Genomic DNA, 12,878 nt, shown 5'->3' on the forward strand with positions numbered 1-12,878 from the left:
TACGATGAAGAGGAGGAGTGCTTTATGTTTGAAAAGCCAACTTCCTTCCCGGAGAATTTTCTCTGGGGAGGAGCAACAGCAGCGAATCAGCTGGAAGGTGCCTATCTGGAAGGGGGGAAAGGATTGACTACGGTCGACCTAATCCCTACTGGGTCTAAGCGTTTCCCCATTGCGATGGGTAACCTGGACTCGTTCGAACCCAAGGAAGGCGAGTTCTACCCTTCTCATGAAGCCATTGATTTCTATCATCGGTACAAGGAAGACATTGCTTTATTTGCCGAAATGGGGTTCAAATGTTTCAGGCTTTCGATCGCCTGGTCCCGGATCTTCCCGAACGGGGATGACGCCGAGCCCAATGAGGCAGGCCTGCAATTCTATGATGATGTCTTCGATGAATTATTGAAATATAATATTGAACCGGTCGTTACCATTTGTCATTTTGATGTACCTGTACACCTCGTGCAAACATATGGCGGCTGGAAGAACCGCAAGATGATTGGATTTTTTGAAACCTATGCGAAGACGTTATTCCATCGATATAAGGACAAAGTGAAATACTGGATGACGTTTAACGAAATCAACATGCTTCTGCATCTTCCGTATATTGGTGCAGGTATCGTCCTGCAAGAGGGAGAGGACAAGCAGCAGGTCCTGTATCAGGCGGCGCATCATGAACTGGTAGCCAGTGCACTTGCCGTGAAGGCGTGTCACGAGATGATTCCCGGTGCACAGATCGGATGCATGCTGGCTGCAGGTACGGTGTATCCCTACACATCCAATCCGGAGGACGTATGGAAGGCGATGGAGCAGGATCGCGAGTCATTTTTCTTCATTGATGTTCAGTCCAAGGGGGCATACCCGGGTTATACGAAGCGTTTCTTCAGAGAAAACGGGATTCATATTGAAATGCAGCCTGAAGATGCCGAGCTTCTTAAGCAAAATACGGTGGACTATATTGGCTTCAGCTATTATGCCAGCCGCTGCACAAGCACCGATCCGGAGATTTTGAAGGATTCAACGGAGGGCAATGTATTTGGTTCCGTGAAAAACCCTTATCTTGATGCATCGGAATGGGGATGGACCATTGACCCGAAAGGTCTGCGAATTACCTGCAACCAGCTGCACGACCGCTACGGCAAGCCATTATTCATTGTGGAAAATGGTCTTGGTGCTACGGATGTATTGCTGGATAAAGATACGGTGGAGGATGATTACCGCATTGACTATCTGGACCGTCATTTTGCCGAGATGGCAGAAGCCATTCAGGACGGAGTCGAGATCATTGGATATACGAGCTGGGGCCCGATTGATTTGGTCAGTGCAGGAACAGGAGAAATGAAAAAACGTTATGGTTACATCTATGTAGACCGAAACAATGACGGCACGGGTTCGCTGAGAAGGGTGAAAAAGAAAAGCTTCCACTGGTACAAAGACGTCATTGCTACTCATGGTGCACAATACTTCTAAATTCTGTCCAGTAAGTGAAATTCAGAAAAAGGGAGGAGCAACCCTGTGTTACACACGGTACTGCTCCTCTTTTGTTCAATTGAACAGAACTTTGAAAGTTCACCTTTATATGCTCATCTAAGAGAAGAACCAATTAGGGGACTTGCAGACTCCGATGTGCGTTTAGCCTGCCATACTGCCAGTAGACCCCGGAACCGGATACGGGATCGGAGGCAAAGCACAACGCATCACGGATCTGGGCATTGGTTTTGCCTTGGGCAGCAAGCAAGGCAGCCGTACCTGCTACCTGTGGTGCAGCCATTGATGTTCCGCTCATATATGCGTACGAGCTGCCGAGATAAGTCGACAGTATGCTGTCACCCGGAGCAGCCATATCAACCCATGAACCATAGTTGGAGAAATTGGATTTCAGGTCGGAAGGATTGGTGGAAGCGACAGCAATCACATTGGGGTAGGAGGCGGGCACGATTGGATAGGAAGTATTGTCATTGCCGGCAGCAGCAATAATGACTGCACCGCGGTCCCAGGCATACTGTACCGCAGCTTGCAAGAATGCATCGCCGATAGGTCCGCCCAGACTCAAGTTAACCACTTGTATACCGTTATTGGCAGCATAGACCAGCCCGTTGCCGACATTGCCCATGGTTCCCATTCCGCTATCATCCAGGACACGAATGGGTACGATGGACGCAAGCGGAGCAACGCCAGCGATGCCAGCTCCATTATTCGTGACCGAAGCCGCAATTCCGGCCACATGTGTGCCGTGTCCGTTTCCGTCCTCGGGGATGGCGTCATAGCTGACATAGTCATAACCTGGAAGGAGCTTGCTGGCAAGCTCGGGGTGGTTTAGCTGCACTCCGGTATCAATAATGGCAATTTTGATGGAGCTGTTGCTTTGGCTAATATCCCAAGCCGCAGGTGCGTTAATCTTTTGCAGGTTATTCTGATAAGGGAAGTAGGGGTCATTCGGGGTATAGGATGCCTGAGCGAGGTAATTGGGTTCTACATGTTCAATGAGTTCATGATCCTTATAATTCTTTAGCATGCGATGCATGATTCTGCTTGATTCTACCCGATACCAGCCGAGATCCTCATAAGTTTCGGCAACTTTGCATCTTCCTTTTTTATGCAGAGCGTGCATTTGATCTGCTGTGGTGCCGTCTTTAAATTTGATCAAGAGCTGCTTGGGAGCATGGGGATGAAACTTTCGCGTTTCTAGGATGTCTTCTACGTAACGATATACAAATCCCAGCATGAGCAGAAATGAAGCAGAGATACCCAGCCATAGCCACATCGCTTTTTCCCCCTTGTGAGTTTGATTTGATAACACGTCTTATCGTATGCAGAGTCTCTCAAATCGCGCGGGCTTTCTATCATTTTGGATAGGAGTATAGCTAGATTGATAGAAGAAATTTAATTAGGTAAGATGATGGAAGAGAGCGAGCTCACCAAGAATGTGGGTTCGGGTAGCTGCTATAAACCAGGCTCTAATCTAAAAGATAGGAATGAGAATATTGTGACACAGCTTCAGACAGTGCCCAAGATAATGAAGGTTCAACTCCATCAGATTGAGCAAGCTGTAGATTTTACCATGCGTGTCCGCAGAGAAGTATTTCCAATGATGAATCACGAACAGATGCCTGCGGATCTGATGCAATTTAGAGAACATTATATGGAGACAGCGGGAGCGGTTTTTCTTGTAGCCGTAACGGAGGAAGCAGGCATTGTAGGCTCCATCGGCATTTTGCCATATGATGGACGGATTCAGGTGATCGAAGGTCGCTACCCGGAACAAACCGCGGCTGAAATTGTAAAATGTTATGTCGATCCTGCCTATCGCAGATACGGCATTGGTTCACTTTTGGTGAAAGAGCTGGAGCGTGTGGTAAGAGAAATGCCGTACAGCACGTTATACCTACATACCCACCGCTTCTTGCCTGGGGCCGTGGATTTCTGGGAGCGTCAAGGATTTACAATTGTGACCGAAGAGCATAATGAGTGGCAAATTGTGCATATGGAGAAGCCAGCTGAGAAGTGATTTGTAATGTATAAGTGTTTTGCGATGGTTACAACATGGCATGAGACATAATGGGGGCAGATGCAGATGAACACACGGACACAGAAAATAGTCTTTATCGATATTGATGGCACACTTGTGGATGATGATGGGAACATACCTGTTTCAGCTCAGAAGGCTTGTAGACAGGCACGCGCGAATGGACATTTGCTTTATTTGTGCACAGGGCGTTCCAAGGCGGAAATTTATGATTCCATCTGGGACGTTGGATTCGACGGTCTGATTGGTGCAGGTGGAGGATATGTGGAGTTTGGTGATGAAGTTCTCTATCATAAAAAGGTAACGGCTGAAGATGTTCGGCATATGGTCGATTTTTTCAATGAACATCAGATTGATTTCTATCTGGAATCCAATTCAGCCCTCTATGCAAGTAGCAATCTTCAAACCCATCTCGAACGTCGCATATACGGTGATGTGGAGAATGATCCAGCAGCCAGAGCGAAAAAGGAACAGAAGCCACATCCCTTTATTACGGGTCTAACCTACGGTGAAGCCGACTTATATAAGGATGATGTCAATAAGGTTTGTTTTCTGGAAAGTGCTGTGGTTCCGTTCGATCGGATCAAGCAGGAGTTTCAGGGCAAATTCGAGGTAATCCAATGTACCGTACCTATCTTTGGAGAGGGAAGCGGGGAGCTCATGATTCCTGGCATTCACAAAGCAATTGCAATTGCAGATCTGCTGGAACACCTGGGCATGTCTCGGGAAGACACACTGGCCATCGGAGACGGCATGAATGATGCAGAGATGCTGGAATTTTGCAATATTGGGATTGCCATGGGCAATGCGAAGCCCGGTCTGAAAGCTATCGCCGATGACATTACCGGAACCATTGAGGAAGACGGGTTATATCACAGTTTTGCGAAGTATGGCTTGATTCAGTCTTAACGTTCTTGAGCAATCAAAATAGTAAGGCGATCAGGCAGCTCCTGTAATGGAGATGTCTGTTTGCAATGTTAAGACTTAGAGACTAGGGTCAGGATCCATAAGAGGATACCGCCAAAACCTCCCACGCACAGTGCGCATAGGAGCGTAAAAAGAAATACAAATTTTTTTCCGTTCATGAGATTTCTCCCGCTTAAATTGTAATAATGGCGTGCGTTATATTACATAATTCCTGTACAGTATCCGATATATATTAGGTACGCTCATTTAATAGCTACATAAAGGAGTGCAGAACATGGATATTGCAGCATTATCAATGGCCATGAGTCAAACATCGCTGGCACAGTCAGCGAGTTTACAGGTGATGTCAATGTCGAAAAACATGGCAGAACAACAAGGTCAACAGCTTACGGAAATGTTAAAATCTGTTCCAGCCCCACATCCGAATCTGGGAAGTAGTCTGGATATTTCAGTTTAGACGTTTTCTAAGAAATGCATGTTCAAAAACAATTGCAGCAAGCGAACCCAAACGGTTTCAATTCATCGAATTGAAGCTGTTTGGGTTGTTTTTTACGATTAGGAATGATGTAGGATCATACTTCCAAAAAGCTGACGGGCCTTGTCCCAATCCACGCCGAGTTTACCTTGCCATCCAGCCCAAGGCATCTCCATGTCGGAGCGGCCTTTCGTATTGCTGAGCAGTAATTCGGCATTCAGCAGTTCTTCAATATTAGTCCAATGATCGGGACGAAGGGGGAGAATCTGGTTCGGCAGAACACCTACTCGGGATAACGATTTTAATATGCCTCGGCGGATGCCAGCCTGTCCTTTGATCAATTTCTCGGCTGTGAGCCGTTTCTCATATTTTCCCGGAGATTCATCGCTCTCTGCCCGATCCAAACTATGAAGCAGTCGATTGAAGGTGTGAATGTCCTCTTCACTCGGTGTAATGGAGTCATGTTCAAGCAGGGAGACTAGCTCGGTCAAATCAGCATATGCCCCTAAACTAGTCGAGCTGTAATCGTGTCCCAAGTGAATGGCATAGCGAATAAAGGACAAATTATCCCAAGCGTCATTGCTGTTACGGCTTAAACCGCAGTATTTACAACAATGGAATTGTTTCGCTTCTTCATAAGCATGGTGCTGCATGTGAACCATCATATGGTAGCTTCCAAGTGTAGTTATGCCTCGGGGATAACTTCCACCAACACCCGCGACAAATGCATTGGTAATCGTGGTCCAGGATAGATGTTCATTTTGCTGCAAATCAATTAATTGTTGAATGATCTCGTCATGCGCAATTAGCTCCAGATCATTAGGAACCCAGCCGTGCGTATGTAATACTTCTTGTTCGTCAGCAGTTAGTGTATCCGCTCGATACACCGTCACCTGTCGCTCTCTGTCGTACTTGCCATTGGCATGCTGATACAGCTTCTTAAGCACTCTCATGCATTGTTTGTCCATGAACATCTCCTCAAAAGTTAGTTGCTTAGCTTATCCTAAGACTTTCGCATAGGCTTCATTGCTTCCTTTCATTATAAATGAGATGATGGCTATATTACAGATGAGAAGCGGTGAAGCATGCGAATTAATAAATACATAAGTGAAACGGGATTCTGCTCACGGCGAGAGACAGACCGCTTAATTGCAGCCGGACGCATTACGATCAATGGTGAGGTATGTGTAAAAGGGGCAGAGGTTGAAGCAGAAGATATCGTCCTGATCGACGGGAAGGAAATCCCTCAGGTTGAACGCCAACCTGTATACCTGGCTCTCAACAAACCAATAGGTATCGTCTGTACGGCGGCACAGCAAGTCGAAGGAAATATTATACAGTATGTGAATTATCCATCACGCATCTTTGCCGTTGGCAGGCTGGATAAAGCCTCCGAAGGTTTGATTTTGCTTACGAACGATGGAGAGATTGTCAACAAAATGATGCGCTCAGAGCACAATCATGAGAAAGAATACGTGGTGACCGTGGATAAACCGATTACAGATGAATTCCTAAGAATGATGTCCCAAGGAGTCGAGATTCTGGACGTAATAACCAAGCCATGCGAAGTATATCGCCACAGCGAGAATGTTTTTCGGATTATTCTGACACAGGGGCTTAACCTGCAAATACGCAGAATGTGCAAAGCCCTGGGGTACAGAGTGCTGAAACTGGAGCGCATCCGTATTATGAATATAACACTGGATCAGCTGGAACGAGGACAATGGAGGCATCTGGAGAAGCATGAGCTGAGTACGCTGCTTTCCAGGCTGAATTAGCTGACTACTCCTAGCTTGGATAATAACATTTGTGCAAAAGGTAAGTTATCGTACGCAAACACAAAGAAGGCACTAATCCTGAAAGGATGGATGGTGCCTTCTTTGCGTTCCAAACGACCAGAGTCTAATGGATCTCGGACAGCTTCGATCCGGGGGCGTGCTTCCGCACTTTTCGTTCTGAGATGATGGAACCCAGGAGTGTTAACACCGCACCAAGCATGGTAATCCAAGTAATGGGTTCATGCAGCAGCAGTGCAGAGGCTAACAATGTAATTACAGGCACCAAATAAATGTAAACACTGGTTTTCACTGCTCCCAGAAGGCTTACCGCCCTATTCCAGGTTACAAAACACAACGCAGAAGCGCCTATTCCGAGAAAAAGAAGATTGGAAAGGTTGGTCAGATCGGATAACCGCTCCATGTCAAAATGGAATTCGAACAGGAATAAGGCAGGGAGCATAAACAAAAGCCCGTAAAAGAACACTTTGCGTGTTGCACCAATGGTGTGATAGTGAAGATTGCCTATCTTACGCATAAGGACGGAATAGATTGCCCAGACCGCAGGAGCCACAAAAGCAAGCAGATCGCCCAGCGGATTTAGCTGCAGGCTGTAACTTCCATTGAACGCAATGATCACAATGCCTGTCAAAGCAATAGCAAAACCGACGACAAAATGCCGAGATAACGGCTCATCCTTCAGGAAGAAGTGCGCAAGCACAGCGGTGAAGAAGGGTGCAATGGACACAATGACACCTGCGTTGGAAGCCAGTGTGAATACAAGCGCGATATTTTCGATCAAAAAATACAATGTGACCCCGCACAGTCCGGCCGCCATAAAAAGCATCTCATCCCGGATCGTTGATACCCGCATCACACGAGGGTAGATCAGGAACAATACCACATATCCAATCAGAAAACGAAACAACAAGATTTCCACAGGTGTAAAGTCGAAGAGCAGAATTTTTGTGGAGATAAAGGTGGTCCCCCAGATCAAAATCGTAAGCAAGGCGAGCAGGTGACCAGCCGTATGTTTATTTTCACTCATCGTGAAACACGGTCCTGCAGCCGTTGAGACTCATATTCGTGGTTAAAGATTCGGTGATATTGTTTGGGCGTCAAGCCGATCAGTTTTTTGAAAAAGTTCGTAAAATGGCTCTGATCGCTGAATCCCGTCTGGGCGGATACCTCAAGCGGCAGCGTTCCTTGTTCCAATAAGCGCTTGGCCTGATTAATACGAATTGTTTCCAGATACCGATATGGTGAGATGCCTTTTTGGCGAGTAAATAGACGTACCAGATGATACTTGCTCATTCCACTTCGTTCAGCTAACTCACCCAGCGATATACTTTCCATGTAATGAGACTCTATGTATTCGCAGATACACTTGACTTCGATCGTGACATCTTGAGAAGAGACGGAGGATTCAGCATCTGCATAATCCCGAAGCAGCTGTTCCAGCAGCAGGAGCAGCAGCTCTTCTTTGCCAAAATCGGATTGCTCCTCCAAAATCATTAAGTGCAGGTCATGCAAAGAACTGACCAATTCGTGTTGATAGAGTACGGGTGCTGTGAAGTTCGGCAGATAGTCTTGTCCGGTAATTTCGCGGGTGTATTCTCTCATGACCTCTGGCTGGATATTAATACAGCGATAATCGAGTGTTCTTCCGTCAATCCCTTCACAGGCGTGGGGGTCATGAGGGTTAAATACGATCATGTCGCCTGTATTCAGCACATACTCCTGATTATTGCAGACCAGATGTCGCTTGCCCTGCTCAATAAAACCAATGACATAATAGTCATGAAAGTGATTGGGGAATTTCTGCATAATGCCCTGGAATTGATAAGCTTCAAGCTGCAGATCGGTATCAAATACAACGGTTCGTACTTCGCGATTCATGCTGCACCTTCTTTCTCGTATGTTCTTGTCATTATAAACGGAAAAGAAGGCAAGTTCTTGAACGATATTGCTCCATCGCTTGCTATTAATAGCAGTGAAGCAGCAAAAAAGAGCAGATTTCCTGCTCTTTTTCTGCTATCCATCTATAGCGTACTACTTATATAACCTCATGGGAAGGCTTTTCAGAGATTGTCCTGCTGCAGACGGAGTCAGGTGGTCTTCCAAAACGAATCCGCTGACAGGTTCAATATTTGAGAAGGTTCTCAAAAATGTCGTCAGAACAATTTTGGCTTCCAGCCTAGCCAGAGGTGCACCCAGGCAGAAGTGTGTGCCGAAGCCAAAAGCGAGCTGTTTGTTATTGTTCGGACGATGAATATTCAATGTGAATGGATCCTCGAACATGTCCTCATCCATGTTGGCTGCACTCATCCAGGCTACGATGGCGTCTCCTTTTTTGAGTTCAACCCCAAGCAGGTTATTATCCGCCTTGACCATGCGGTCCATTTTACTGATATGGAAACGGTACCGCAGCATTTCTTCCACTGCATTTCCGACAAGCTCTGGATTATCTCTCAGCTCCGTGTACAGTTCAGGCTTATCATAGAGCAGCGCATAGAAGGAATTGGCCAACAGGTTGCTTGTCGTTTCTATTCCTGCGCCCAGAATGAACATGGTGGTGCGTACAATTTCCTCATCCGTAAAATGTTCACCATCCACTTCGACCTGGATCAGGTCCGAGATAATGTCCTCGGCAAGATTCGTTCGTTTGGACACTACAAAAGGGTAAAGGTATTCGAAATATTGCTGACCCGCAATTTTCTTCATTTCATTGATACGGCTAAAGGTTGCATCCGTAGTTGGCATGAAGAGAATATCTACCCATTCCTTAAATAAGAGCCTGTCTTTGGAAGGAATGCCAAGCAGATCAGACATGATGATTACTGGAAACATACTTGTGTAGGCTTGTACAATATCCACCTCGGGAAGCTGTGAAAATTCCGCGACTAACTCGTCTGCTGCGGCCTGAATGCGCGGTTCCCAAAGTTTGAGACTTCTTGGGGTAAATGCACTGGCCAACAGTGATCTTCGCTTGCGGTGTTCCGGAGGATCGACGTTGTGAATATCCAGCTTGTCCGGAATGTGGTGCTCGCTGTCCGCACCTTCTCCCTCACTTGAATACCCCACGTTCACAATCGATCTTTCTCTTACACTGGAGAAATGCTCATGATCATTCAATACGGTTTTGACCAAGTCATACTTGAACACATGCCAGGAATCCGTTTCTTCATTGTAAACGACAGGTTCCTGTTTGAGCATGTGGCGATACCAACGATAAGGGCTAAACTCTTCTTCTTTCGATTGGAATTTCGTGATTTCAGACAGAGAAATAATCGTGCTCTTCTTCATTCATCTTACCTCCTTAGTTGGGGTCATTGACAAATATAACAAACAAGAGTACTTTAATTCAAGTAGTTTAAATTATAATAATAAGGTGGAGTAGAAAGTGAAGAGCATGCTGAAGCATAAAGGAGTCAAAGCGGGGATATTCATGATTGTGTTCTATCAGATTGTGATGCTGACCGTTTTCATGTCCGGATATAGCGCCATCCCCAAAAACGTAACGAATCTTACCGTGGCCATCGTTAATGAGGACCAACAATCCGGTACTGAATTTGTTCAGAAGCTGCAAGAGCAGCTCCCGTTCAATATCGTAACCGATGAGTCGCTGGAACAGGCGAAGACGGGTCTGGAAGACCGCGATATTCATATGGTGATACGTATACCTGGTGACTTTACGGAGAAACTGTCTGAACAGAGCGGCAAAGCGCAGCTGGAATATTTGATTAATGAATCTAACCCAACCACCATTACCAGTTCGATGAAAAGTGCAGCAGCAGAAATTACCGCTCAGATCAGCGCACAGGTTCAGGCTCAAAGCTTCGAAGCGGTATTGAACGGAATGCAGGTTCCTGCGGATCAATCCAAACAGATTGTGGAATCAACCACGGGCAAGGTCTCATCCAATATCGTCATGAGCAACCCGCAGCCTGCCGGTATGCAAAATCAGATGGCACCGATGTTCATCACGATGGCGCTCTATGTTGGAGCCATGATCTATGCCATGCAGAGCGTGGGCGGAATGCAGCAGCTGCGTGCCCAAATGGGAAAATGGAAAGCCTTTTTTGCCCTGCGGGGGGCGAACCTGCTCATATCCCTGATTGCTCCTCTGGTTGGAGTAGGCATCTACTTCATGGTTCAAGGATATGGGGTGGAAGTGTTTCTGAAAATGTGGCTGGTGCACAGTCTGCAATTATTCGTGTCGATCGAATTTACAAGTATCTTCATCATGCTTCTCGGTCAAGGAGGTATGCTGATCAACATGATATTCGTGCTTAGTCAATCCATTGCTAACGGTACGTCCATGTCACCCGAAATGATGCCTGGATATTTCAAATTTGTCAGTCAGATCACACCGATGTTCTATTCCACGCATCTGGATTACAATATTCTCTTCGGCGGTGGCAGAACGGCCCATTACGCCATTGGATTAGCGCTGGTTGGACTGGTCGCATTCGTTCTCAATGCAGCGATTCACCATTTCAAACATGCCAAGCAAACCAATCCGCTGCAAGAGTCTTCACAACAGCCCGCTATCGTATAAAATAAGAAATAAAAGGGCTCAGGCGAATTTGTAGGAAGCTGTGCCCTTGGTAAGAGCAGAATGGGGGCAGTCACATGTCAATTCAAATATTTATTCTTGGAGCATTAAGTGAAGGGAATTGCTATCCCTATGATATTAAAAAGCAAATAGGCAAACATTTGGATCAGACCGAGGCCAAAATCACGGAAGGTACGATCTATTACAATTTCGAAGTGCTGCATAAGAAGGGGCTAATCGAGAAAATTGAAACGATCCAGAGTGAGAATAGACCAGACAAAACGATGTATGGGATCACCGATCAAGGGCGGCTCGCGCTGGAAGAGAGCATCTATAAAGTATTTCAGAAATTCACGACCATTCAGTCCCTCTATGCAGCGCTGGTTAATCTGGATAAGGTGGATAATCAGAAGATCGCATACCTTATTGAAGATATAATCGTGAAACAAAGAAAAAAACTAGATTATATTGACGAGCAGAAACCAGAGGAGATCGAGGTAAGTGAGGATTTGATGGATGCTCTGTGGCTGATGAGGGATCATGCTTATCACACGATTGAGAGCAACATTGCATGGTTGGAGAAGCTCCTTCATCATGTTCAGAACAGAGCGTTAAGGCATTAAGCGCGTTTAGCGTCACCGTGCCTGCGAAGAGGTGCGTCAGGTCAGCGACAGTCTGGCTTTGAACGCGCCTTTTTTGCGTTTAAAGTGTGAAGCAGAATCAGGAGCCCGGATTGAAACATATGGAAATAACCTATAGAATCTGAACTATGTCGTAAATGAATTTTTATAATAAAGGAGAGAAAATTTCATGTTCGAACATCTGGTGGTATTCAAATTCAACGATAAAGTTACGCCGGCAAAACAGCAGGAATTTGTCACACAATTGCTCGCCTTACAGGACGAGATTCCTGGGATCATCGATCTGACTGCCGGAATCAATGTAACAGAAGAGACGGATCATATTCAGGGATTCACGCTTGGATTAAGAGTGACGTTTGAAGACCAAGAAGCCTTGCGTTCATATGGTCCGCATCCTGCGCATCAGGCTTTTGTAGCTTCCCTTAACGGATGGGTAGAGAATGTTATTGTAACGGACTTTCCGATCCCTTCGAAATAAGACAGGTCATGAAGGAGAACACTAAGTATGAGTTTAAATACCAAAACATATCGTTTGGAAGATTTAAGCGATCTGGAGTACGAAGTTCATATCGGGAGTGTGTCAGAGAATTCCTATAGGAAGATCATGATTTTGAAATTTATAGGTGTCTACGGGTTTGGCAGTAGAGGCAACTCGGATGCCCGTTATATGAGTGCAATCGGCAAAGCTGTGCTGGAAGCATGGAGGCCGGACGGACTCATTATTGATCTGTCGGACATGCAATATGATTGGGGAGATGAGTTGGATCTTGTTTTTGACGTAGGTAGTGAGATCTCCCGGTACCGTTCATTTCCGCTTGCGCTTACCGTTGGACCAAAATCAGAAGAAGCGGTCAGAACACTTCTGCTTGGGGTTGGTAATAAAGATGGAATCGAATCTGCCGGATGGGTGTTCCGGAGTGTGGAGGAGGGATGGGGCTACATCGCTTCCCAATTAGCCACCTAGAAGCCCTGGTACCTC

At 46.0% G+C, this 12,878-nt stretch carries 14 protein-coding genes; 9 read left to right on the forward strand and 5 right to left on the reverse strand.

Translation table 11 applies throughout. The features are described 5' to 3' along the window. Positions 1-24: 24 nt before the first annotated feature. Complete coding sequence (locus CHI14_RS00165) at positions 25-1,467, forward strand: 6-phospho-beta-glucosidase (RefSeq protein ID WP_095286401.1); 1,443 nt, start codon at positions 25-27, stop codon at positions 1,465-1,467. 133 nt (positions 1,468-1,600) lie between these two features. Here CHI14_RS00165 and CHI14_RS00170 read toward each other — a convergent pair whose 3' ends face one another. Beyond that, the gene (locus CHI14_RS00170; protein ID WP_095286402.1) at positions 1,601-2,761 is read right to left on the reverse strand and encodes a S8 family peptidase; all 1,161 of its coding nucleotides are present in this window, start codon (positions 2,759-2,761) and stop codon (positions 1,601-1,603) included. A 252-nt stretch (positions 2,762-3,013) separates the two neighbouring features. Between CHI14_RS00170 and CHI14_RS00175 the strand changes: the two genes are divergently transcribed. From CHI14_RS00175 to CHI14_RS00185, 3 genes are all read left to right on the forward strand, one after another. Then, on the forward strand, positions 3,014-3,505 hold the full coding sequence (locus CHI14_RS00175) for a GNAT family N-acetyltransferase (protein WP_249280941.1): 492 nt from the start codon (positions 3,014-3,016) through the stop codon (positions 3,503-3,505). Between the two features lie 66 nt (positions 3,506-3,571). Further along, positions 3,572-4,432: a Cof-type HAD-IIB family hydrolase gene (locus CHI14_RS00180; protein ID WP_095286403.1), complete on the forward strand. Its 861-nt coding sequence runs from the start codon at positions 3,572-3,574 to the stop codon at positions 4,430-4,432. Between the two features lie 292 nt (positions 4,433-4,724). Beyond that, positions 4,725-4,907 (forward strand): YjfB family protein, encoded by a 183-nt coding sequence (locus CHI14_RS00185; protein ID WP_095286404.1) that lies wholly within the window; start codon positions 4,725-4,727, stop codon positions 4,905-4,907. A 98-nt stretch (positions 4,908-5,005) separates the two neighbouring features. Here the strand turns inward: CHI14_RS00185 and CHI14_RS00190 are convergent, their stop codons facing one another. After that, positions 5,006-5,893 carry a hypothetical protein gene (locus tag CHI14_RS00190; RefSeq protein ID WP_095286405.1) on the reverse strand — a complete coding sequence of 296 codons (888 nt, stop codon included), beginning with the start codon at positions 5,891-5,893 and terminating at the stop codon, positions 5,006-5,008. Positions 5,894-6,010: 117 nt separating this feature from the next. Here CHI14_RS00190 and CHI14_RS00195 point away from each other — a divergent pair, with 117 nt between their 5' ends. Beyond that, positions 6,011-6,703, forward strand: coding sequence for a pseudouridine synthase (locus CHI14_RS00195; RefSeq protein WP_095286406.1), 693 nt, complete (start codon positions 6,011-6,013; stop codon positions 6,701-6,703). Between the two features lie 124 nt (positions 6,704-6,827). Here CHI14_RS00195 and CHI14_RS00200 read toward each other — a convergent pair whose 3' ends face one another. The 3 genes from CHI14_RS00200 to CHI14_RS00210 form a co-directional block, all read right to left on the reverse strand. Next, positions 6,828-7,748 (reverse strand): DMT family transporter, encoded by a 921-nt coding sequence (locus tag CHI14_RS00200; protein WP_095286407.1) that lies wholly within the window; start codon positions 7,746-7,748, stop codon positions 6,828-6,830. Then, positions 7,745-8,599, reverse strand: a complete 855-nt coding sequence (locus CHI14_RS00205; protein WP_095286408.1) for an AraC family ligand binding domain-containing protein — start codon at positions 8,597-8,599, stop codon at positions 7,745-7,747. The genes CHI14_RS00200 and CHI14_RS00205 overlap by 4 nt, the downstream gene beginning before the upstream one ends. Positions 8,600-8,752: 153 nt before the next feature. Then, positions 8,753-10,006: a cytochrome P450 gene (locus tag CHI14_RS00210; protein ID WP_095286409.1), complete on the reverse strand. Its 1,254-nt coding sequence runs from the start codon at positions 10,004-10,006 to the stop codon at positions 8,753-8,755. 106 nt (positions 10,007-10,112) lie between these two features. Here CHI14_RS00210 and CHI14_RS00215 point away from each other — a divergent pair, with 106 nt between their 5' ends. From CHI14_RS00215 to CHI14_RS00230, 4 genes are all read left to right on the forward strand, one after another. Further along, positions 10,113-11,261, forward strand: a complete 1,149-nt coding sequence (locus tag CHI14_RS00215; RefSeq protein WP_249280942.1) for a YhgE/Pip domain-containing protein — start codon at positions 10,113-10,115, stop codon at positions 11,259-11,261. Positions 11,262-11,335: 74 nt separating this feature from the next. After that, the gene (locus CHI14_RS00220) at positions 11,336-11,881 is read left to right on the forward strand and encodes a PadR family transcriptional regulator (RefSeq protein WP_095286411.1); all 546 of its coding nucleotides are present in this window, start codon (positions 11,336-11,338) and stop codon (positions 11,879-11,881) included. A 187-nt stretch (positions 11,882-12,068) separates the two neighbouring features. After that, a complete protein-coding gene (locus tag CHI14_RS00225) occupies positions 12,069-12,377 on the forward strand; it encodes a Dabb family protein (RefSeq protein WP_095286412.1) in 309 nt (102 codons plus the stop codon). Between the two features lie 27 nt (positions 12,378-12,404). Continuing rightward, on the forward strand, positions 12,405-12,863 hold the full coding sequence (locus CHI14_RS00230) for a hypothetical protein (protein ID WP_095286413.1): 459 nt from the start codon (positions 12,405-12,407) through the stop codon (positions 12,861-12,863). Positions 12,864-12,878: the final 15 nt, after the last annotated feature.

Source organism: Paenibacillus sp. 7516, assembly GCF_002272715.1.
Classification (GTDB): Bacteria; Bacillota; Bacilli; order Paenibacillales; family Paenibacillaceae; genus Paenibacillus; species Paenibacillus illinoisensis_A.